The sequence below is a fragment of the Paenibacillus donghaensis genome (genome assembly GCF_002192415.1).
GTDB classification, from domain to species: Bacteria; Bacillota; Bacilli; order Paenibacillales; family Paenibacillaceae; genus Paenibacillus_AQ; species Paenibacillus_AQ donghaensis.
In genome coordinates this window covers 6,275,810-6,295,388 of sequence record NZ_CP021780.1, presented here as the reverse complement: position 1 = coordinate 6,295,388, position 19,579 = coordinate 6,275,810, and the positions used below count along the sequence as shown (strand labels likewise).

29 protein-coding genes are annotated in these 19,579 nt (G+C 47.5%); 27 read left to right on the top strand and 2 right to left on the bottom strand.

The window, feature by feature from the left end; translation table 11 throughout:
* Nucleotides 1-84 precede the first annotated feature (84 nt).
* The 6 genes from rpoC to tuf all read left to right on the top strand — a co-directional run bounded on the left by rpoC (nt 85) and on the right by tuf (nt 8,620).
* Entirely contained in the window at nt 85-3,696 is a 3,612-nt protein-coding gene (gene rpoC / locus B9T62_RS28590) for a DNA-directed RNA polymerase subunit beta' (RefSeq protein WP_087918356.1), read from the top strand.
* A gap of 174 nt (nt 3,697-3,870) precedes the next feature.
* Nucleotides 3,871-4,122, top strand: a complete 252-nt coding sequence (locus tag B9T62_RS28585) for a ribosomal L7Ae/L30e/S12e/Gadd45 family protein (RefSeq protein WP_087918355.1) — start codon at nt 3,871-3,873, stop codon at nt 4,120-4,122.
* 135 nt (nt 4,123-4,257) lie between these two features.
* Entirely contained in the window at nt 4,258-4,677 is a 420-nt protein-coding gene (gene rpsL / locus B9T62_RS28580; protein ID WP_020427075.1) for a 30S ribosomal protein S12, read from the top strand.
* Between the two features lie 45 nt (nt 4,678-4,722).
* A complete protein-coding gene (gene rpsG / locus B9T62_RS28575) occupies nt 4,723-5,193 on the top strand; it encodes a 30S ribosomal protein S7 (protein ID WP_087918354.1) in 471 nt (156 codons plus the stop codon).
* 48 nt (nt 5,194-5,241) lie between these two features.
* On the top strand, nt 5,242-7,320 hold the full coding sequence (gene fusA, locus B9T62_RS28570) for an elongation factor G (RefSeq protein ID WP_087918353.1): 2,079 nt from the start codon (nt 5,242-5,244) through the stop codon (nt 7,318-7,320).
* Between the two features lie 109 nt (nt 7,321-7,429).
* Nucleotides 7,430-8,620 (top strand): elongation factor Tu, encoded by a 1,191-nt coding sequence (tuf, locus tag B9T62_RS28565; protein WP_087918352.1) that lies wholly within the window; start codon nt 7,430-7,432, stop codon nt 8,618-8,620.
* A 77-nt stretch (nt 8,621-8,697) separates the two neighbouring features.
* On the opposite strand, the gene B9T62_RS28560 is transcribed toward tuf, so the two are convergent.
* On the bottom strand, nt 8,698-9,039 hold the full coding sequence (locus B9T62_RS28560) for a cupin domain-containing protein (RefSeq protein ID WP_087918351.1): 342 nt from the start codon (nt 9,037-9,039) through the stop codon (nt 8,698-8,700).
* Nucleotides 9,040-9,075: 36 nt separating this feature from the next.
* Nucleotides 9,076-9,525: a V4R domain-containing protein gene (locus tag B9T62_RS28555; protein ID WP_087918350.1), complete on the bottom strand. Its 450-nt coding sequence runs from the start codon at nt 9,523-9,525 to the stop codon at nt 9,076-9,078.
* A gap of 181 nt (nt 9,526-9,706) precedes the next feature.
* Here B9T62_RS28555 and B9T62_RS28550 point away from each other — a divergent pair, with 181 nt between their 5' ends.
* The 21 genes from B9T62_RS28550 (at nt 9,707) to rpsE (ending at nt 19,574) form a co-directional block, all read left to right on the top strand.
* The gene (locus B9T62_RS28550; protein ID WP_087918349.1) at nt 9,707-10,414 is read left to right on the top strand and encodes a Crp/Fnr family transcriptional regulator; all 708 of its coding nucleotides are present in this window, start codon (nt 9,707-9,709) and stop codon (nt 10,412-10,414) included.
* 1 nt (nt 10,415) lies between these two features.
* The gene (locus B9T62_RS28545; RefSeq protein WP_087918348.1) at nt 10,416-10,655 is read left to right on the top strand and encodes a hypothetical protein; all 240 of its coding nucleotides are present in this window, start codon (nt 10,416-10,418) and stop codon (nt 10,653-10,655) included.
* A 195-nt stretch (nt 10,656-10,850) separates the two neighbouring features.
* Entirely contained in the window at nt 10,851-11,159 is a 309-nt protein-coding gene (gene rpsJ, locus B9T62_RS28540; RefSeq protein ID WP_005544556.1) for a 30S ribosomal protein S10, read from the top strand.
* 40 nt (nt 11,160-11,199) lie between these two features.
* A complete protein-coding gene (rplC, locus tag B9T62_RS28535; protein ID WP_087918347.1) occupies nt 11,200-11,823 on the top strand; it encodes a 50S ribosomal protein L3 in 624 nt (207 codons plus the stop codon).
* A 25-nt stretch (nt 11,824-11,848) separates the two neighbouring features.
* On the top strand, nt 11,849-12,472 hold the full coding sequence (gene rplD / locus B9T62_RS28530) for a 50S ribosomal protein L4 (protein ID WP_087918346.1): 624 nt from the start codon (nt 11,849-11,851) through the stop codon (nt 12,470-12,472).
* A complete protein-coding gene (rplW, locus tag B9T62_RS28525) occupies nt 12,472-12,765 on the top strand; it encodes a 50S ribosomal protein L23 (protein ID WP_087918345.1) in 294 nt (97 codons plus the stop codon). The genes rplD and rplW overlap by 1 nt, the downstream gene beginning before the upstream one ends.
* Nucleotides 12,766-12,795: 30 nt before the next feature.
* Nucleotides 12,796-13,626 (top strand): 50S ribosomal protein L2, encoded by an 831-nt coding sequence (gene rplB, locus B9T62_RS28520; RefSeq protein WP_087918344.1) that lies wholly within the window; start codon nt 12,796-12,798, stop codon nt 13,624-13,626.
* A 77-nt stretch (nt 13,627-13,703) separates the two neighbouring features.
* Nucleotides 13,704-13,982: a 30S ribosomal protein S19 gene (gene rpsS / locus B9T62_RS28515; RefSeq protein WP_036692395.1), complete on the top strand. Its 279-nt coding sequence runs from the start codon at nt 13,704-13,706 to the stop codon at nt 13,980-13,982.
* Between the two features lie 31 nt (nt 13,983-14,013).
* The gene (gene rplV, locus B9T62_RS28510) at nt 14,014-14,346 is read left to right on the top strand and encodes a 50S ribosomal protein L22 (RefSeq protein ID WP_036652942.1); all 333 of its coding nucleotides are present in this window, start codon (nt 14,014-14,016) and stop codon (nt 14,344-14,346) included.
* Between the two features lie 13 nt (nt 14,347-14,359).
* The gene (gene rpsC, locus B9T62_RS28505) at nt 14,360-15,025 is read left to right on the top strand and encodes a 30S ribosomal protein S3 (RefSeq protein WP_087918343.1); all 666 of its coding nucleotides are present in this window, start codon (nt 14,360-14,362) and stop codon (nt 15,023-15,025) included.
* 2 nt (nt 15,026-15,027) lie between these two features.
* Nucleotides 15,028-15,462, top strand: coding sequence for a 50S ribosomal protein L16 (gene rplP, locus B9T62_RS28500; protein WP_087918342.1), 435 nt, complete (start codon nt 15,028-15,030; stop codon nt 15,460-15,462).
* Complete coding sequence (gene rpmC, locus B9T62_RS28495) at nt 15,452-15,649, top strand: 50S ribosomal protein L29 (RefSeq protein ID WP_019908232.1); 198 nt, start codon at nt 15,452-15,454, stop codon at nt 15,647-15,649. The genes rplP and rpmC overlap by 11 nt, the downstream gene beginning before the upstream one ends.
* Nucleotides 15,650-15,692: 43 nt before the next feature.
* On the top strand, nt 15,693-15,959 hold the full coding sequence (rpsQ, locus tag B9T62_RS28490) for a 30S ribosomal protein S17 (RefSeq protein ID WP_087918341.1): 267 nt from the start codon (nt 15,693-15,695) through the stop codon (nt 15,957-15,959).
* A gap of 39 nt (nt 15,960-15,998) precedes the next feature.
* A complete protein-coding gene (rplN, locus tag B9T62_RS28485; protein ID WP_036680556.1) occupies nt 15,999-16,367 on the top strand; it encodes a 50S ribosomal protein L14 in 369 nt (122 codons plus the stop codon).
* 62 nt (nt 16,368-16,429) lie between these two features.
* Entirely contained in the window at nt 16,430-16,783 is a 354-nt protein-coding gene (gene rplX / locus B9T62_RS28480; RefSeq protein WP_087918340.1) for a 50S ribosomal protein L24, read from the top strand.
* Nucleotides 16,784-16,814: 31 nt separating this feature from the next.
* Complete coding sequence (gene rplE, locus B9T62_RS28475; RefSeq protein ID WP_087918339.1) at nt 16,815-17,357, top strand: 50S ribosomal protein L5; 543 nt, start codon at nt 16,815-16,817, stop codon at nt 17,355-17,357.
* A 48-nt stretch (nt 17,358-17,405) separates the two neighbouring features.
* The gene (locus B9T62_RS28470) at nt 17,406-17,591 is read left to right on the top strand and encodes a type Z 30S ribosomal protein S14 (RefSeq protein ID WP_036589425.1); all 186 of its coding nucleotides are present in this window, start codon (nt 17,406-17,408) and stop codon (nt 17,589-17,591) included.
* 32 nt (nt 17,592-17,623) lie between these two features.
* A complete protein-coding gene (rpsH, locus tag B9T62_RS28465) occupies nt 17,624-18,022 on the top strand; it encodes a 30S ribosomal protein S8 (RefSeq protein WP_087918338.1) in 399 nt (132 codons plus the stop codon).
* Between the two features lie 30 nt (nt 18,023-18,052).
* On the top strand, nt 18,053-18,595 hold the full coding sequence (gene rplF, locus B9T62_RS28460) for a 50S ribosomal protein L6 (RefSeq protein WP_087918337.1): 543 nt from the start codon (nt 18,053-18,055) through the stop codon (nt 18,593-18,595).
* Nucleotides 18,596-18,680: 85 nt separating this feature from the next.
* The gene (rplR, locus tag B9T62_RS28455; protein WP_087918336.1) at nt 18,681-19,049 is read left to right on the top strand and encodes a 50S ribosomal protein L18; all 369 of its coding nucleotides are present in this window, start codon (nt 18,681-18,683) and stop codon (nt 19,047-19,049) included.
* Nucleotides 19,050-19,076: 27 nt separating this feature from the next.
* Nucleotides 19,077-19,574: a 30S ribosomal protein S5 gene (gene rpsE / locus B9T62_RS28450; protein ID WP_087918335.1), complete on the top strand. Its 498-nt coding sequence runs from the start codon at nt 19,077-19,079 to the stop codon at nt 19,572-19,574.
* Nucleotides 19,575-19,579: the final 5 nt, after the last annotated feature.

Below are 19,579 nucleotides of genomic sequence, written 5' to 3'. Positions count from 1 at the left end.
AAATTACCGTGCCCTCCTCGGACAGTAAGCCGAGGAGGGCATTAAACGGTACTAAATCAGGATTAGGTTAAGGAGGGTTGCTCCTTGTTGGACGTTAACAATTTTGAATTTATGAAAATCGGGCTTGCTTCCCCGGAAAAAATTCGTTCTTGGTCCCGCGGAGAAGTTAAGAAACCGGAAACCATTAACTACCGTACACTGAAGCCAGAGAAAGAAGGACTGTTCTGCGAACGGATCTTCGGACCTCAAAAGGACTGGGAATGTCATTGCGGTAAATACAAACGCGTCCGTTATAAAGGCGTAGTCTGCGACCGCTGCGGCGTGGAAGTTACCCGGGCCAAAGTCCGTCGTGAACGTATGGGACACATCGAATTGGCAGCTCCGGTATCTCACATCTGGTATTTCAAAGGTATTCCAAGCCGCATGGGTCTGGCTCTGGACATGTCCCCTAGATCACTGGAAGAGATTATCTACTTCGCTTCTTATGTTGTAACTGATCCAGGTGAAACACCTTTGGAGAAGAAACAATTGCTGTCCGAGAAAGAATACCGCAGCTACCGTGAGAAATACGGCTACGGATTCCAGGCAGGCATGGGTGCTGAGGCTGTGAAGAAGTTGCTTCAGGATATCGATATTGATAAAGAGCTGGAATTCCTCAAAGAAGAGCTGCGTACGGCACAAGGCCAGCGCCGCAACCGGGCGATCAAACGCTTGGAAGTCATTGAAGCATTCCGTAACTCCGGCAACAAGCCTGATTGGATGATCATGGATGTGCTCCCGGTTATTCCTCCGGAGCTTCGCCCGATGGTCCAGTTGGATGGTGGCCGTTTTGCTACGTCCGATTTGAACGATCTGTATCGCCGTGTAATTAACCGGAACAACCGTCTGAAGAGACTTCTTGATCTGGGTGCGCCTGATATTATCGTACAGAACGAGAAACGGATGCTTCAGGAAGCCGTTGATGCTCTGATCGATAACGGCCGTCGCGGCCGTCCGGTAACCGGTCCTGGTAACCGTCCTTTGAAATCGCTCAGCCACATGCTGAAGGGTAAACAAGGTCGTTTCCGTCAGAACTTGCTGGGTAAGCGCGTTGACTATTCCGGACGTTCCGTTATCGTTGTAGGTCCGTATCTCAAAATGTATCAATGCGGACTTCCAAAGAAGATGGCACTGGAACTGTTCAAGCCATTTGTTATGAAAGAATTGGTTAACAAAGGCCTTGCCCACAATATCAAGAGTGCGAAACGCAAAGTAGAACGTGTAAGTCCAGAGGTCTGGGATGTGCTTGAAGAAGTAATCAGAGAGCATCCTGTTCTACTGAACCGCGCGCCTACGCTTCACCGTCTCGGGATTCAAGCCTTCGAACCGATTCTGGTGGAAGGTCATGCGATTCGTCTGCATCCGCTCGTATGTACGGCTTATAATGCTGACTTTGACGGTGACCAAATGGCGGTACACGTACCGTTGTCTGCTGAAGCACAGGCAGAAGCACGTATTCTCATGCTGGCATCCGGCAACATCCTGAACCCTAAAGATGGCAAGCCGGTTGTTACCCCTTCCCAGGATATGGTCCTTGGTACATTCTACCTGACTATGGACAACAATGAGGAAAAGGGAACGGGTATGATTCTGCGTACCGTCAACGAAGCAGTATCAGCTTACCAGCGCGGAACCGCAGGTCTGCATGCTCGTGTAGCTATTCCAGTGAAGGCACTAGGCAAGACATGCTTCACAGAGGAACAGCAGGGTGCGCTATTGATCACTACGGTCGGCAAGATTATCTTTAACGAGATTTATCCAAGCAGTTTCCCATATATCAATGAAGCTACGAAATCCAACTTGCTGCAAGGTACACCGGAGAAATACTTTATCTATGAAAAAGGTGCGGATGTCCGTAAGCTGATCATGGATGCGCCGGAAGCCAGTGCGGTAGGCAAAGAATATCTGGGTCTGATTATCGCCCGCTGCTTCGAAACCTATCACACGACCAAAACGTCTGTGATTCTGGACAAAATCAAACAGCTTGGTTTCACCTATTCCACACGTTCAGGCGTAACGGTTGCTGTATCGGACGTTATTGTTCCTGAGGAAAAGGTCACCATTCTAAAAGAATCCGAGGCTAAGGTAGATGTGGTTGCTAACCAATATCGCCGCGGTCTGATTACCAATGACGAACGGTATGACCGCGTTATTGAAATCTGGTCGAAGACCAAGGATGAACTGACCAATGTCCTGTTGAAATCGATGGACCGCTTTAACTCCATCATGCTCATGGTTGATTCGAAGGCGCGCGGTAACAAATCTCAGATTACCCAGCTGGGCGGGATGCGCGGTCTGATGGCGACTCCTTCCGGACGAATCTTCGAATTGCCGATCAAGGCGAACTTCCGTGAAGGTCTGACGGTATTGGAGTACTTTATCTCCACTCACGGAGCGCGTAAAGGTCTTGCCGATACAGCGCTGCGTACAGCGGACTCAGGGTACTTGACACGCCGGCTTGTTGACGTGGCTCAGGATGTTATTGTTCGCGAGGAAGATTGCGGAACCGACAAAGGCTTCATGGTCGCCCGTATCCAGGACGGCAAGGAAGTTATTGAGGATCTGTATGACCGTATTGAAGGCCGCTACTGCTTCGAGACCGTCCGCCATCCACAGAGCGGAGAAGTTCTCGTTCACCGCAATGACCTGATCGACTCCGATAAGGCTGAAGCTATCGTAAATGCAGGCATCACTAAGCTGCAGATCCGTTCAGTGCTAAGCTGCCGTGCCCGTCATGGTGTCTGCAAGAAATGTTATGGCCGCAACCTGGCAACCGGCAAATACGTTGAGATTGGTGAAGCTGTAGGGATTATTGCAGCACAATCCATCGGAGAGCCGGGAACTCAGCTTACCATGCGTACGTTCCATACCGGGGGCGTTGCGGGTGATGACATCACCCAAGGTTTGCCGCGTATCCAGGAGCTGTTTGAAGCCCGTAACCCTAAAGGTCAGGCCACAATCAGTGAAATTGATGGTGTAATCAAGGAAATCCGTGAAACCAAGGACCGTCGTGAGATTGAAGTCCAGGGCGAAGCTGAATCCAAGACCTACTCCATCACTTACGGTTCACGGCTGCGTGTCAGCGAAGGCCAGGAGATTGAAGCTGGCGATGAGCTGACAGACGGTTCGATTGACCCTAAAGAAATGCTGCGTATCAAAGGGATCCGTGGGGTACAGAACTACATTCTGCAGGAAGTGCAGCGTGTATACCGTAACCAGGGCGTAGAAATCAATGATAAGCACATCGAGGTAATGATCAAACAAATGCTGCGCAAAATCCGGATCATCGATGCTGGTGATACGACGCTGCTGCCAGGTGCATTTGCTGATATCCATGAGTATGAAGCAGCCAATAAAGAAGCGATTCTGTCCGGTAAGGAACCTGCAGTAGCTAAGCCGGTATTGCTGGGTATTACCAAAGCATCCCTTGAGACGGATTCATTCCTGTCCGCTGCGTCCTTCCAGGAGACTACACGTGTCCTGACCGATGCTGCAATCAAAGGAAAAGTCGACAAGTTGCTTGGACTGAAAGAAAATGTTATCATCGGTAAGTTGATTCCTGCAGGTACAGGCATGAATCGCTATCGTAATGTGAAGCTAAGCGATCCGAATGCACAAAGCAAGAAAGAAGCTTTAGAAACGGTTCCTGCTGAATAAAGCAATAAGGTGGTAATGCTGATCGCGCTGCGCCTACAGGTGCGGCGCGATTGCGTGCTGCTTGCATGCATGAATTTATTGCGTAACGCTTGACATCGTCAGCTGATAATGCTAATATGTCTAAGGTGCGTGAGTAGCCTTGTTATTCTTGTTCATTGGAGGTAATGAGTTATCATGACTGATGATAGAGGACTACAGGATGCTCAGGTCAAGATCGGTACCAAGCAAACCGTCAAGGCGGTGGAATTGGGCCAAGCTGCAGAAGTCTATGTGGCTGAGGACGGAGATCAACGGCTTACTTCCAGGATTGTTATGCTTTGCGGCAAACAAGGTGTAAAGGTCACATATGTAGACACAATGCTGAATTTGGGCAAGGCCTGCGGAATAGAAGTTGGCGCTGCGATGGCAGCCGTCTTAAAACAATAGCTACAAGAACTGTTTTTGTACCCGGGGTACACTTCGGCGGCAAGAACTTTTCATTTGTCTTTTTATGAACCGCCTGGGTCTGTGGACTTAAAGTTCTTAAATTGACTATTATTTCAGGAAGGGGGTGGCAACAACATGCCAACTATTAATCAACTGGTTCGTAAAGGCCGTCAAGCCAAAATCGAAAAATCCAAATCTCCCGCTCTTCAAAAGGGGTTCAACGCCCTGAAGCGTGAGGCTACAAATTTGAGCGCTCCGCAGAAACGCGGTGTATGCACTCGTGTAGGCACAATGACTCCACGTAAACCAAACTCTGCGCTTCGTAAATATGCCCGTGTTCGTTTGACGAATCGTCTCGAGGTGACTGCTTACATCCCGGGTATCGGACATAACCTTCAAGAGCACAGTGTTGTATTGCTTCGCGGCGGTAAAGTAAAGGACCTTGCAGGGGTTCGTTATCACATCGTTCGTGGTGCACTGGATACAGCAGGTGTAGCTAACCGTATGCAGGCTCGTTCGAAATACGGCGCAAAACGTCCGAAAGCTAAGAAGTAAGATAAACACATTAGAATGATAAACATTTGAGAAAGGGGGATATCCATGCCACGCAAAGGTCCAGTTACTAAGAGAGACGTATTGCCAGATCCGTTGTATAATAGCAAGTTGGTTACTCGTTTGATCAACCGTATTATGCTGGGTGGTAAAAGAGGTGTCGCTCAAAGCATTTTGTACAATTCATTTAAACTGATTGAAGAACGTACTGGCAAGGAACCGATGGAAGTTTTCGAAGCTGCCATCAAGAATATCATGCCGGTTCTGGAAGTTAAGGCTCGCCGTGTCGGCGGTGCGAACTACCAGGTGCCAATCGAGGTTAAACCTGAAAGACGTACAGCTTTGGGATTACGTTGGCTCGTAAACTACTCCCGCAACCGCGGTGAGAAGACTATGGAAGAGCGTTTGGCGGCTGAGATCATCGACGCTTCCAACAACACAGGCGCTTCCGTTAAGAAACGTGAAGATACACACAAAATGGCCGAAGCAAACAAAGCGTTTGCTCACTACCGCTGGTAGGATTTACAGCCATTCCAATAATATATATTTTGAAGGGAGATCCAATTCATGGCAAGAGAGTTCTCCTTGGCGAATACACGTAATATCGGGATCATGGCACATATTGACGCCGGTAAGACAACAACCACTGAGCGGATTCTTTTCTATTCGGGCCGTACGCACAAAATCGGTGAAGTTCACGAGGGTGCTGCTACAATGGACTGGATGGAGCAAGAGCAAGAGCGTGGAATCACGATTACTTCCGCTGCTACAACCGCCGCATGGAAGGGTCACCGCGTCAATATCATTGATACTCCGGGACACGTTGACTTCACAGTCGAAGTTGAACGTTCCCTCCGTGTATTGGATGGGGCAGTAGGCGTTTTCAGCGCTAAAGAGGGCGTAGAGCCTCAATCGGAGACCGTTTGGAGACAAGCTGACCGTTATACAGTACCGCGGATCGCTTATGTCAACAAAATGGACATCATCGGTGCTGACTTCTTGAATGTAATTCAGTCTATGCGTGAACGTCTGATGGCGAACGCAGTTGCAATCCAACTGCCGATCGGCGCAGAAAATGACTTCGTCGGTATTATCGACTTGGTTGAAGAAAAAGCGCATATCTATAAAGATGATCTTGGCCGCGATGTTGAGGTCACTGATATTCCTGCTGAGTATCTGGAGCAAGTGAAGGAACTGCGTCTTGAGTTGATCGAGAGAGTTGCAGAACTTGACGAGGATCTCACAATGAAATACCTTGAAGGAGAAGAGATTTCAGTTGCGGAAATCAAAGCTGCACTGCGCAAAGGCGTATGTGAAGTTAAGATTTTCCCTGTAATCGTTGGATCCTCTTACCGCAACAAAGGGGTTCAGCTAATGCTGGACGCTGTTGTAGATTACTTGCCATCCCCTCTGGATGTACCGGCAATTACCGGTCACCTGGATGATGGTACTGAAGCGATTCGCCATTCTTCGGATGAAGAACCGTTTGCAGCACTGGCATTTAAAATCATGACAGACCCTTATGTGGGTAAACTTACGTTCTTCCGTGTATACTCCGGTGTTCTGGAGTCCGGATCTTACGTAGTCAACGCAACCAAAAACAAACGTGAGCGTATCGGCCGTATCCTGCAGATGCACGCGAACAGCCGTCAAGAGATCTCCATTGTGTACTCTGGCGACATCGCTGCAGCTGTTGGTTTGAAAGATACTAGCACGGGTGATACACTGTGTGATGAGAAGAATCCAGTTATTCTGGAATCCATGAACTTCCCTGATCCGGTTATCGAAGTTGCTGTTGAACCAAAAACCAAAGCTGACCAAGATAAACTGGGCGTTGCGCTCGGTAAATTGACCGAAGAAGATCCAACTCTTCGTGCTCATACTGACCTGGAAACAGGCCAAACTATTCTTGCAGGTATGGGGGAGCTTCACCTTGAGATTATCGTTGACCGTATGCGCCGTGAGTTCAACGTTGACACCAACGTTGGTAAACCACAGGTAGCTTATCGTGAAACATTCAAGGCATCAGCTCGCGTCGAAGGTAAATTCGTTCGCCAATCCGGTGGACGCGGTCAGTACGGTCACGTGTGGGTCGAGTTCGAACCACTCGAAGCAGGTACAGGCAATACCTTCGAAAGTAAAGTTGTCGGTGGCTCGGTTCCTAGAGAGTACGTCGCTCCTGCACTTGCGGGTATCGAAGAATCTATGAAAAATGGTGTTATCGCAGGCTTCCCGCTTGTTGACGTTAAAGCCACTATCGTAGATGGATCTTACCATGATGTGGACTCCAACGAAATGGCGTTCAAAGTAGCCGGTTCGTTGGCCCTCAAAGCAGCTAAAGACAAGTGTAAGCCTGTCCTGCTTGAGCCTATCATGAAAGTGGAAGTAACTGTGCCTGAGGAATACATGGGCGATGTAATGGGTATGCTGAGTTCCCGTCGCGGAAGAATCGAAGGTATGGATTCCCGTGGCGGCGCGCAGATTATTCGTTCCAAGGTGCCTTTGTCCGAAATGTTCGGATACTCCACTACACTCCGTTCCGGTACACAAGGACGCGGTGTATTCTCAATGGAGCTTTCTCACTATGAAGAAGTTCCTAAGAGCATCGCTGATGAAATTGTTGCCAAGAACAAAGGCGGAGAATAACCAACTGTTTTTAACTTGCCGTCCGGGTATGATCACTCAGCCACCCAAGATAGCTTTACACCGGACGGCTCAAATAAAAGGAACCCCATATTAAGGAGGAACTGTTCAAATGGCAAAGGCAAAGTTTGAACGTAACAAACCACATGTTAACATCGGTACGATTGGTCACGTCGACCATGGTAAAACGACTCTGACTGCTGCAATCACTACTGTATTGTCCAAAAAATATGGTGGCGCTGCTATAGCATTCGATCAGATCGATAAAGCACCAGAAGAACGCGAACGTGGTATCACTATCTCCACGTCTCACGTTGAATATGAAACGCCTAACCGTCACTACGCACACGTAGACTGCCCTGGACACGCCGACTATGTTAAGAACATGATCACTGGCGCAGCACAGATGGACGGAGCAATCCTGGTTGTATCCGCAGCTGATGGCCCTATGCCACAGACTCGTGAGCACATCCTGTTGTCCCGCCAGGTAGGCGTTCCTTACATCGTCGTATTCCTGAACAAATGCGACATGGTTGAAGACGAAGAGCTTCTGGAACTGGTAGAAATGGAAGTTCGCGACTTGCTGAACGAATACGAATTCCCAGGTGATGATACTCCAATCATTCGTGGATCCGCTCGTGAAGCTCTGGCGAATCCTGAAGGCGAATATGCACAGAAAATCGTTGAAATGTTCGAAACGATTGACACATACATCCCGCTGCCAGAACGCGATACTGCTAAACCTTTCCTGATGCCTGTCGAAGATGTATTCTCCATCACTGGCCGCGGTACCGTGGCAACTGGCCGCGTAGAACGCGGAACAGTAAAAGTCGGAGAAGAAATCGAAATCGTTGGTATTCATGAAGAAACTAAGAAATCCGTAGTTACGGGCGTTGAAATGTTCCGTAAATTGCTGGATTCCGCTCAGGCTGGGGACAACATCGGCGCATTGCTGCGTGGTGTTGACCGTAACATGATCGAGCGCGGCCAAGTATTGGCTAAGCCGAACTCCGTTAAACCACACACTGAGTTCACTGCACAGATCTACGTTCTGACTAAAGAAGAAGGCGGACGTCACAAACCATTCTTCACTGGTTACCGTCCACAGTTCTACTTCCGTACAACTGACGTAACTGGCATCATCAACCTGCCAGAAGGTACTGAAATGGTTATGCCTGGTGACAATATCACTGTAACTGTTTCCCTGATCTCCCCAATCGCGATTGAAGAAGGAACTCGCTTCTCCATCCGTGAAGGCGGACGTACAGTTGGAGCCGGTACTGTAGCTTCGATCCAGAAATAATTTGGCGCTATCCTTCGGATAGCTGCTAGAATATAAAAAAGGGTTCTTCTCACGAAGAACCCTTTTTTCTGCTGTTTTTATACGTTTTCTGCATAAGCACTACTTGGAAGTTTACTGAGTACCACATACAAGCTGGCCGGTAGCTCGCCACTGTTACGATAAGCGAAATTCTCGTCCCCTGCTACATGAATTACCTCACCTTTGTCAAAAGCATGTTCTACATCATCCACTATAAGTGTCCCATTGCCCTCCAGGGCGTGGATATAAACATCTGTCCCTGGATGTTTGTGTGTAGGAAGCTGCTGGCCAGGTAGAAAGTTCAACACAAACACAACGCTTTCTCCTTTTTGAAATAGAATCCGTTTCGTAAAGCGTGCCTCTTGATATTCTACCGCTTCGCTTAGGTTTTTCTTTTCCATTCTAATCGCTCCATTCCGTTGTATGTTGTTCCTGCTTTAAAGCCTAATCTCATATTCACAATGTTCATCACCAATGACGTTGCATTTGATTTCTCTGACAGTTATTCTTCGATCCAGTAGCTTGGATAAAGCTCCCTCCATAATCGCCCCCTCCAGATCACAGACCATCTTTTCCTCTTCAAGTGTTGGCAACCCTTTGCAGAAGCAATCATCAACAGCGATGTTGATCCGTTGCTCATCCCGGTAGACAATACGTGGAATGCCTATTTTCAGCTCCTCAAACAGCTCAAGCAGTTCTTCAATGGATTGGACCGGAAGGCTGTGGCCGATCTTACGACCGATGGTTGCCGTAGTGCTTTTGCCCCCAAGGGGGAGCCCTTGGTTTAGACCGATCAGACGGATGGTGCGAAACAACTCCAGTGGAACCATATTGCCAAGCTGCGATCTGTCGATCTGTTTCATGTCTTCAAAAGTGTAATTCTGCATAGATCATATCCTCCTGATACTCAGATAAAGATTCACTTTGTAATTTGTATTGTGACAGAGTGAGAGTAGGAAATCCTTGATCTAAATCAAGTTTTTGAAAATCTTGTGATACAAATCACAAGGTTTATGCAGGGCTGTGATAAAGTTTCCTTATACTTTTCTATAGGCAGGAGGCTTACAGATGATATGTACAACATGCCAATCGACGACATGCATCCGTCAGGTTCCGCTGTTTACGGGCTTGGCTGAGCCGGAGGTTGAGATGCTGGATTCCATTACCGAGTCTAGATACTATGAGAAGGGGAGTTATATTTTCCGTGAAGGGGAGCCTTCAGATTCCTTGTTTGTGGTGAATACAGGTCTGATCAAGCTGACACAGGGGAGTGGCGAAGGGAAGCAGCATATTATCCGTTTTTTGTTCCCCGGTGATTATTTCGGACAATTTGCGTTACTGCAGAATAAACATAACTATTTAAATGCTGAGGTGGTAGAGAACACTTTGGTATGCAGGATGCACCGTGATGACTTCCTCCCTTTATTGGCGCGCAACGCCACACTGGCCTATAGCTTCCTGTTGTCCATGAGCGAACAGCTGCAGGAGGCAGAGGAGTGGGCAGGGGCAATGCATATGCTGGAAGCCGATAAACGGCTGGCCAAGATGCTGGTCTACCTCTATACCAAGCTATCAGTCCCCTTGAAGGACAAGTCGAAGGAACAGAAGATTACCTTGCCCGCTGCCAAAAAAGAGATGGCCTCGATGATAGGCACTACTGCTGAGACATTAAGCCGGAAGCTCGGAAATTTTGAAGCTCTGAATCTGATAAGAGTTCATAAACGTGTTATTGAAATCATTAATCTGCAGGCACTCCAGAGGATGGCTGAAGCATAAGATGGCCAAATTCAGTGGTGAATTGATAGATTTGAGCATGGACACTAACGCGACTGTGGAGCAGCGGGTGGTCAGCAGCAACGAAGCCAATAGACTTTCCAACGGACTGCTGATCAGAGTGCTGATCCGGACCATTGAAGAAATTGGCTCAACAACGGCTCAAACTGCGGTTTCGGCAGAGTTTTTCAGCTCTGCGACAGTGAACTTATTACCTTATATAGAGGAAGACAACAACCTATGAAAAAAAGTATGTGTAGTTTGTAATTTCGCTTGCAATACTGCCGCCTATTGTATATAATAATAAATGTTGTTCTGAGACGTTGCGATGATGTGAGAGGTTACTGACACACCCGGCCCCTTTGCCATGGGGACGAGGTCAGAAAATTTTCACGGAGTATGTCCGATACCAAATTGGGCGATAGAAGGAGGGACTAAAATGGCAAAGCAAAAAATTCGTATTCGCTTGAAAGCATACGACCACAGAATTCTTGATCAATCCGCAGAGAAAATCGTTGAAACAGCAAAACGTTCGGGTGCTGGTGTATCCGGGCCGATTCCGTTGCCAACTGAGAAACAAATCATTACCATTCTCCGTGCGGTGCACAAGTACAAGGATTCCCGCGAACAGTTTGAAATGCGGACTCACAAACGTTTGATCGATATTGTGAACCCAACACCACAAACTGTGGACGCCTTGATGCGCTTGGATCTACCGTCCGGTGTAGATATCGAAATCAAATTGTAATTCTAATTAGTAACTTAGGAAAAGAAAAGAGGTGTCAACATTGAAAGGTATCTTAGGAAAAAAACTCGGTATGACTCAAGTGTTTACTCCAGAAGGTAATGTAATTGCCGTTTCGGTTATCGAAGCTGGACCTTGTGTGGTACTGCAAAAGAAAGACCTGAATATCGACGGATATGAAGCAGTGCAGCTGGGCTTTTCCGATAAAAAGGAAAGTCGCTCCAACAAGCCTGAACAGGGTCACGCCAAAAAGGCAAATGCAACACCTAAGCGCTACGTTCGCGAAATTCGCGGTGTTGACCTCGAGTCACTCGAGGTTGGACAAGAGCTTAAGGCTGATCTTTTCGCGGAAGGCGAATTTGTTGACGTAACAGGTACTACCAAGGGTAAAGGCTTCCAGGGCGTTATCAAACGTTGGGGACAAAGCCGCGGGCCAATGGCACACGGATCGCGTTACCACAGAAGACCGGGTTCCATGGGTTCCATTCAAGCCAACCGTGTTCCAAAGGGCAAACGCCTGCCAGGACATATGGGTCACACGACCGTAACGGTTCAGAAGCTTGAAATCATCAAGATCGATGTACAACGCAACGTAATCCTGGTTAAAGGTGCTATTCCTGGACCTAAGAACAGCTACGTGAAAGTTAAGCAAACTGTAAAGAAATAATTACTGAAGAAAGGAGGAACATGAAATGCCAAAAGTAACACTTTATAATATCAGTGGCGGAGAAGTTGGCGAAGTTGAACTGAGCGACTCCGTATTCGGTATCGAACCGAATGAGCACGTTCTGCACGAAGCTGCGCTTATGCAAAGAGCTTCCCTGCGTCGTGGTACACACAAAGTAAAAGGACGTTCTGAAGTGCGTGGCGGCGGACGTAAGCCTTGGAAACAAAAAGGTACAGGTCGTGCTCGTCAAGGCTCCATCCGTTCTCCACAATGGAAAGGCGGCGGCGTTGTCTTCGGACCAACTCCACGCAGCTATTCCTGGAAACTGCCTAAGAAGGTTCGTCGCTTGGCAATCAAATCGGCGTTGTCCTCAAAAGTTCTTGACAATGACATCATCGTATTGGATAGCCTGAGCATGAACGCTCCGAAGACGAAAGAATTCGCGGCAATCCTGAACAACCTGAAGGTTGATCGCAAAGCATTGATCGTAGCCGTTGGTTATGATGACAATGTAGCACTATCCGCTCGTAACATCCCTGGGGTGAAATTCGTAGCGGCTGACGGCATTAATGTTCTTGACGTACTGATGTACGACAAGCTGATCATCACTAAAGAAGCAGTTACGAAGGTAGAGGAGGTGTTCGCGTAATGAAAGATCCTCGTGATATTATCAAACGTCCGGTGATTACGGAACGCACATCCGAATACATGAGCGACATGAAATACGCTTTTGAAGTGGATATCCGTGCTAACAAGACCGAAATCAAAAAAGCTGTCGAGGCTATTTTTAAAGTAAAAGTAACAAATGTGAACACAATGCGCGTACCTGGCAAACTGAAACGTTACGGCAAATATTCCGGTTATACTCCGGAGTGGAAGAAAGCCATCGTTAAGCTCAGCCCGGACAGCAAGCCGCTTGAATTCTTCGAAGCGGTAGAATAATAACTCTGTTGAAGTAAGGAGGGAACTACAGTGCCAATTAAAAAGTACAAACCGACCTCTCCGGCAAGACGCGGCATGTCCGTGTCTACGTTTGAAGAAATCACAACAAACCAGCCTGAGAAATCGTTGCTTTCTCCGCTGTTCAAACATGCGGGACGCAACAACCAAGGTAAAATTACGGTTCGTCACCACGGCGGCGGACACAAACGTAAATACCGTATTATCGATTTCAAACGGACTAAAGACGGCATACCAGGTAGCGTTGCTACGATCGAGTATGACCCGAACCGTACATCCAATATTGCATTGATCAACTATGCCGATGGAGAGAAACGTTACATCATCGCTCCTAAAGGCCTTAAAGTTGGGGATAAAATTGAGTCCGGCCCTGGGTCAGACATCAAAATCGGCAATGCGCTTCCTTTGGAAAACATTCCGGTAGGTACAGTTATCCACAACATCGAGCTGAAACCAGGCAAAGGCGGACAACTTGTGCGCGCTGCCGGCACAGAAGCTCAGTTGCTGGGTAAAGAAGATAAGTACGTATCCGTTCGTCTGAGCTCCGGCGAAGTTCGCAGAGTTCTGAGCGTATGCCGTGCAACAATCGGTTCCGTGGGTAACGGAGACCACGAATTGATCAAGATTGGTAAAGCCGGACGTAGCCGCTGGTTGGGACGTCGTCCTGAAGTACGCGGTGTAGTAATGAACCCTAACGATCACCCACACGGTGGTGGTGAAGGCCGCGCTCCAATCGGACGGAAATCGCCTATGTCTCCTTGGGGCAAACCAACCCTTGGCTACAAAACGCGTAAGAAAAACAAAGCATCTGATAAATATATCATTCGCCGCCGCACGAAATAAGACGCTTCTGGCAGGTTAATCCAGCGCAAAGCGTCGACTCGCGGTTTTGAAGAACTGAACGAAGGGAGGATTCACACATGGGTCGCAGTTTAAAGAAGGGGCCGTTTATTGATGGCTACCTACTGAAAAAAGTTGAGGACTTGAACGAGACAGACAAGAAAGTTGTAGTAAAAACCTGGTCCCGTCGCTCAACCATTTTCCCTCAGTTTATCGGACATACGTTTGGTGTATATGACGGCCGCAAACACGTGCCTGTATACGTAACGGAAGATATGGTAGGTCACAAGTTGGGCGAGTTCGCGCCAACACGTACTTACAAAGGCCACGCGGGTGACGATAAGAAAACTAGAAGATAATTAAGGTCTTCGTCTGAAAGGAGGGAAAACAATGGAAGCAAAAGCACATGCAAGATCGGTGCGGATTTCCGCTCGTAAAGCGAAACTGGTTATTGACTTGATTCGCGGCAAGCAAGTGGGGGAAGCTATTGCAATTCTTCGCCACACTCCAAAATCCGCTTCTCCGGTTGTTGAAAAACTTCTTAACTCGGCTATTGCGAACGCTGAGCATAACTACTCTTTGGACGTGAACAGCCTGTTCGTTAGCGAAGTATTCGTTAACCAGGGTCCAACGATGAAACGTTTCCGTCCGCGCGCCATGGGCCGCGCAAGCCGGATCAACAAACGCACCAGCCACATTACTTTGGTGGTATCTGAGAAATAAGGAGGGATAACACGTGGGTCAAAAAGTAAATCCAGTCGGACTTCGAATCGGGATTATTCGCGATTGGGAATCTAAATGGTATGCAGGGAAAGATTTCGGAACGCTTCTGATGGAAGATGTGAAGATTCGGGAATACCTTAAAGGCAAATTGAAGGATTCCGCTGTTTCCCATATCGAGATCGAAAGAGCGGCTAGCCGCGTGAACGTTACAATTCATACTGCTAAACCGGGTATGGTAATTGGTAAGGGCGGAGCTGAAGTAGAAGTACTTCGCAGCGCAGTTACTACTATCGCCGGCGGCAAAAAAGTGCACATCAACATCAACGAAATCAAGCACCCTGAACTGGATGCCATTTTGGTTGCTGAGAGCATTGCACAGCAGTTGGAACGTCGTGTATCGTTCCGTCGTGCCCTTAAACAGGCTATTCAAAGAACTATGCGCTCTGGCGCAAAAGGAATCAAAACTCAAGTGGGCGGACGTCTTGGCGGCGCTGAGATCGCTCGTTCTGAAGGCTATAGTGAAGGAACAGTTCCACTTCATACGCTTCGTGCCGATATCGACTACGGAACGGCTGAAGCACATACTACTTATGGCCTGATCGGCGTAAAAGTATGGATCTACCGTGGAGAAGTTCTTCCCCCAGCTAAGAAACAAGCTGCTCAGGAAGGAGGCAATTAATCATGTTGGTACCAAAGCGCGTTAAACACCGCAAGCAACAACGCGGTCACATGAGAGGTATGGCAAAAGGCGGTACTGAGTTGAACTTCGGTGAATTCGGTCTGCAAGCCCTGGAACCATCATGGATTACTAACCGTCAGATCGAAGCTGCCCGTATTGCTATGACACGTTACATCAAACGTGGCGGACAGGTTTGGATCAAGATTTTCCCAGATAAGCCAGTGACTCAGAAGCCTCTTGAGGTTCGTATGGGTAGTGGTAAAGGTAACGTTGAGAAATGGGTAGCCGTAGTTAAACCGGGCAAGATCATGTTCGAACTCGGAGGCGTGTCGGAAGAAATCGCTCGTGAAGCGATGCGTCTTGCCGCTCACAAGCTGCCTGTAAAGACTAAGTTTGTGAAACGTGAAGAATTGGGTGGTGAAGCAAATGAAAGCTAATGAACTTCGCAACTTAACCACTGCAGAGATTGAACAAAAGATCGCCGGATTCAAAGAGGAACTTTTCAATCTCCGTTTTCAATTGGCAACTGGCCAGCTGGATAACCCGACTCGGATTCGTGATGTGCGCAAGGAAATAGCTCGTGCTAAAACCGTTATCCATCAAAGAGTACTTGGGATTAGTTAAGTGAGGGCGGATCTAACATCCGTATTCAGGAAGGAGGCTAACTATGAGTGAAGAACGCAATGCACGTAAAGTGCTGGTCGGTAAAGTAGTCAGTGACAAAATGGATAAAACCATCGTAATTGCTGTTGAAACCTATAAAAAGCATAACCTGTACCATAAACGCATCAAGTCCACGAAGAAATTCAAGGCACATGATGAAGAAAATGTTGCAAAAATCGGTGATGTTGTAAAGGTCATGGAAACTCGTCCGTTGTCCAAGGACAAACGCTGGAGACTGGTTGAAGTGATTGAAACAGCGGTTATCATCTAAGATAATCAAGAGAGTTTTTCCGGAAGGAGGAAATTTAAAATGATTCAACCATTTACACGTTTGCATGTGGCAGACAACTCTGGTGCGAAGGAACTGATGTGTATCCGCGTACTGGGAGGTACTGGACGTCGTACAGCAGCAATCGGGGATCTGATCGTTTGTTCCGTTAAACAAGCAACACCAGGCGGCGTTGTCAAAAAAGGTGATGTGGTAAGAGCGGTTGTTGTTCGTACCAAACGTTCTGTCCGCCGTAAAGATGGTTCTTACATCGCATTCGACGAAAACGCAGCAGTTGTTGTAAAAGACGACAGAAGCCCTCGTGGAACACGTATCTTCGGACCAGTTGCTCGTGAACTTCGCGACAAGGACTACATGAAGATCGTTTCCTTGGCACCGGAAGTAATCTAAATATCCCGTGGCCGCAAACAGCGGCTCATAGTTGAGAAGGTTAGTTATAGGAGGTGTAATAAATGCCTAGAGTGAAAAAAGTTCTGGAATCCCATAACAATAAGTTGCACGTGAAGAAAGATGACGTAGTAATGGTGATCAGCGGAAAAGACAAGGGTAAAAAAGGCCGTGTCATCGCTGCTTATCCTCGTCAGAACCGTGTTCTGGTCGAAGGCGTCAACATGATGAAGAAACACCAGAAGCCAAACCAGCTGAACCCGCAAGGTGGTATCATCGAGCAGGAAGCTACGATCCATGTGTCCAACGTAATGCACATTGATCCGAAGAGCGGCAAAGTAACCCGTATCGGTTACAAGGTTTTGGACAACGGTAAAAAAGTCCGGGTTGCTAAACGGTCCGGCGAAATTATCGACTAATCTAGCCCTAAAGAAAGGAGGTTAAATCTTCATGGCAGCAAGAATGAAAGAACGTTACCTGAATGAAATTACACCTGCTCTGATGCAGAAGTTTAACTATACAACTGTAATGCAAGTGCCTAAAATTGAGAAGATCGTCATCAACATGGGTGTGGGTGACGCTGTTCAAAACTCCAAAGTACTTGACGCTGCAGTTAATGATATGCAACTGATCACTGGTCAGAAGCCAATCATCACTAAAGCCAAGAAATCGATCGCAGGATTCAAACTGCGTGAGAACATGCCAATCGGGGTTAAAGTAACACTGCGCGGCGAGCGTATGTATTATTTCCTTGATAAATTGGTTAACGTAACGCTTCCACGCGTACGTGACTTCCGTGGTATTTCCAACAAAGCCTTTGATGGCCGTGGTAACTACACACTGGGTCTTAAAGAACAACTGATCTTCCCTGAAATCGAGTACGACAAGGTGGATAAGGTCCGCGGTATGGACATCGTTATCGTAACGACTGCAAAGACGGATGAGGAATCCCGCGAGCTGCTCACCCAGCTGGGAATGCCTTTCATAAAATAAAGCACCAATATCCATTTCTCCGAAACTGTTTAGGAGGTGTCAGGCTAAGTGGCAAAAACTTCAATGAAAGTTAAACAACAACGCGAGCCCAAGTTCAAAGTACGTGCATATACACGTTGCGAGCGTTGCGGTCGTCCACATTCGGTACTGCAAAAGTTCAAAATTTGCAGAATTTGTTTCCGTGAGTTAGCTTATAAAGGCCAGATCCCTGGCGTGAAAAAAGCAAGTTGGTAAGAAGTTTATAAACGGGAAGGAGGTTTACACACATGACTATGTCTGATCCTATCGCAGATATGCTTACTCGTATTCGTAACGCTAATGTTGTGCGTCACGAAACAGTAGAGATGCCTGCTTCAACTATGAAGAAACAAATCGCGGACATTCTGAAACGTGAAGGTTTCATCCGTGATGCAGAATTTGTTGAAGATAGCAAACAAGGGATTATCCGTATCTTCTTGAAATACGGACCGAACCAGGAGCGCGTTATTACCGGTCTGAAAAGAATCAGTAAACCAGGCCTTCGCGTATACACGAAGAGCAATGAAGTGCCTCGTGTACTCGGCGGCCTGGGGATCGCGATTATCTCCACATCTAAGGGAGTTATGACCGACAAAGAAGCTCGTCAATCTAAATCTGGCGGAGAAGTTGTCTGCTACATTTGGTAATAAACGTCACAAGATAAGGAGGTGCAACACATGTCTCGTATTGGTCGCAAACCAATCGCAGTACCTAGCGGTGTAGATGTCACTTTGGACAATACCGTTATTACAGTAAAAGGTCCCAAAGGTTCTTTGACTCGTGAGCTTCATAAAGACATGAAGGTTACAGTTGAAAATAACGAAATCACCGTTGTTCGTCCATCGGATAACAAAATGCATCGTTCTCTTCACGGCACAACCCGCTCCGTTGTCAATAACATGGTTAGCGGTGTGACTGAAGGCTTTACGAAATCTCTGGAGCTGGTTGGGGTCGGATATCGTGCAAGCAAATCCGGAGATAAAATCGTACTGAACGTTGGTTACTCTCACCCGGTTGAAATCTCACCGGAAGCGGGCATCGAGTTCGAAGTTCCCGTGAACACGAAGATCATCGTTAAAGGTATCGATAAAGAACGTGTTGGCGCATATGCTGCCAAAATCCGTTCTGTCCGTGAACCAGAGCCTTACAAAGGTAAAGGTATCAAGTATGAAGGCGAGCGTATCATCCGCAAAGAAGGTAAGGCCGGTAAGAAGAAGTAACCGGCTGATTCCTGCTTGTAAGATAGCCCGTGTATCTTAAAGTCAAGGCTGCCCTAGGGCAACTGAAGGGAGTGAAATAGAAGTCATGATTACAAAAGAAGATAAAAACAAGGCTCGGCTCAAAAGACACCTGCGTGTTCGCAAGAAAATTCAGGGAACTACTGAGCGTCCGCGTTTGAATGTGTTCCGTTCTTCGAAACACATCTACGCTCAATTGATCGATGACGTGACAGGCGCTACTATCGTATCTGCCTCCACTGTTGATAAAGAACTGAGTGCTAGCATCGGAAATGGCGGCAGCGTTGAAGCTGCAAGCAAAGTGGGTAAGTTGGTCGCTGAGCGCGCTAAAGAAAAAGGTTATGCAGTGGTTGTATTTGACCGCGGTGGATACCTGTACCATGGACGGATTCAGGCATTGGCTGATGCAGCTCGCGAAGCTGGTCTTGAATTCTAGAATAATTCTCAAAAGGAGGTTAACGACTTGCGTGTAGATCCGAACAGTTTAGAGCTGACAGAAAGAGTTGTACACATTAACCGTGTAGCAAAAGTTGTAAAAGGCGGACGCCGTTTCAGCTTTAGCGCACTTGTTGTTGTGGGCGATGGCAATGGACACGTTGGTGCTGGTATCGGTAAAGCCGGCGAAGTTCCGGATGCCATCCGTAAAGGCATTGAAGACGCCAAGAAAAACTTGATTCACATTCCAATCGTGGGAACATCGATTCCTCACCTGGTTACAGGACACTTCGGCGCAGGCCTTGTGTTGCTGAAACCGGCATCCGAAGGTACTGGCGTTATCGCTGGCGGCCCGGTTCGTGCGGTATTGGAATTGGCAGGCGTTGGCGACATCTTGACAAAATCACTGGGTTCTTCGAATTCCATGAATATGGTCAATGCAACTTTGGAGGGTCTATCCCGTCTGAAGCGCATTGAAGAGGTCGCGAAACTTCGCGGCAAATCTGTCGAAGAATTGCGCGGTTAAGGAGG

What these genes read in the sequence shown, in the direction of transcription:
- B9T62_RS28585 (WP_087918355.1), top strand. Translation starts at nt 3,871, where the DNA reads ATGACTGATGATAGAGGACTACAGGATGCTCAGGTCAAGATCGGTACC.
- rpsL (WP_020427075.1), top strand. Translation starts at nt 4,258, where the DNA reads ATGCCAACTATTAATCAACTGGTTCGTAAAGGCCGTCAAGCCAAAATC.
- rpsG (WP_087918354.1), top strand. Translation starts at nt 4,723, where the DNA reads ATGCCACGCAAAGGTCCAGTTACTAAGAGAGACGTATTGCCAGATCCG.
- fusA (WP_087918353.1), top strand. Translation starts at nt 5,242, where the DNA reads ATGGCAAGAGAGTTCTCCTTGGCGAATACACGTAATATCGGGATCATG.
- tuf (WP_087918352.1), top strand. Translation starts at nt 7,430, where the DNA reads ATGGCAAAGGCAAAGTTTGAACGTAACAAACCACATGTTAACATCGGT.
- B9T62_RS28560 (WP_087918351.1), bottom strand. Translation starts at nt 9,039, where the DNA reads ATGGAAAAGAAAAACCTAAGCGAAGCGGTAGAATATCAAGAGGCACGC.
- B9T62_RS28555 (WP_087918350.1), bottom strand. Translation starts at nt 9,525, where the DNA reads ATGCAGAATTACACTTTTGAAGACATGAAACAGATCGACAGATCGCAG.
- B9T62_RS28550 (WP_087918349.1), top strand. Translation starts at nt 9,707, where the DNA reads ATGATATGTACAACATGCCAATCGACGACATGCATCCGTCAGGTTCCG.
- B9T62_RS28545 (WP_087918348.1), top strand. Translation starts at nt 10,416, where the DNA reads ATGGCCAAATTCAGTGGTGAATTGATAGATTTGAGCATGGACACTAAC.
- rpsJ (WP_005544556.1), top strand. Translation starts at nt 10,851, where the DNA reads ATGGCAAAGCAAAAAATTCGTATTCGCTTGAAAGCATACGACCACAGA.
- rplD (WP_087918346.1), top strand. Translation starts at nt 11,849, where the DNA reads ATGCCAAAAGTAACACTTTATAATATCAGTGGCGGAGAAGTTGGCGAA.
- rplW (WP_087918345.1), top strand. Translation starts at nt 12,472, where the DNA reads ATGAAAGATCCTCGTGATATTATCAAACGTCCGGTGATTACGGAACGC.
- rpsS (WP_036692395.1), top strand. Translation starts at nt 13,704, where the DNA reads ATGGGTCGCAGTTTAAAGAAGGGGCCGTTTATTGATGGCTACCTACTG.
- rplV (WP_036652942.1), top strand. Translation starts at nt 14,014, where the DNA reads ATGGAAGCAAAAGCACATGCAAGATCGGTGCGGATTTCCGCTCGTAAA.
- rplP (WP_087918342.1), top strand. Translation starts at nt 15,028, where the DNA reads ATGTTGGTACCAAAGCGCGTTAAACACCGCAAGCAACAACGCGGTCAC.
- rpmC (WP_019908232.1), top strand. Translation starts at nt 15,452, where the DNA reads ATGAAAGCTAATGAACTTCGCAACTTAACCACTGCAGAGATTGAACAA.
- rpsQ (WP_087918341.1), top strand. Translation starts at nt 15,693, where the DNA reads ATGAGTGAAGAACGCAATGCACGTAAAGTGCTGGTCGGTAAAGTAGTC.
- rplN (WP_036680556.1), top strand. Translation starts at nt 15,999, where the DNA reads ATGATTCAACCATTTACACGTTTGCATGTGGCAGACAACTCTGGTGCG.
- rplX (WP_087918340.1), top strand. Translation starts at nt 16,430, where the DNA reads ATGCCTAGAGTGAAAAAAGTTCTGGAATCCCATAACAATAAGTTGCAC.
- rplE (WP_087918339.1), top strand. Translation starts at nt 16,815, where the DNA reads ATGGCAGCAAGAATGAAAGAACGTTACCTGAATGAAATTACACCTGCT.
- rpsH (WP_087918338.1), top strand. Translation starts at nt 17,624, where the DNA reads ATGACTATGTCTGATCCTATCGCAGATATGCTTACTCGTATTCGTAAC.
- rplF (WP_087918337.1), top strand. Translation starts at nt 18,053, where the DNA reads ATGTCTCGTATTGGTCGCAAACCAATCGCAGTACCTAGCGGTGTAGAT.
- rplR (WP_087918336.1), top strand. Translation starts at nt 18,681, where the DNA reads ATGATTACAAAAGAAGATAAAAACAAGGCTCGGCTCAAAAGACACCTG.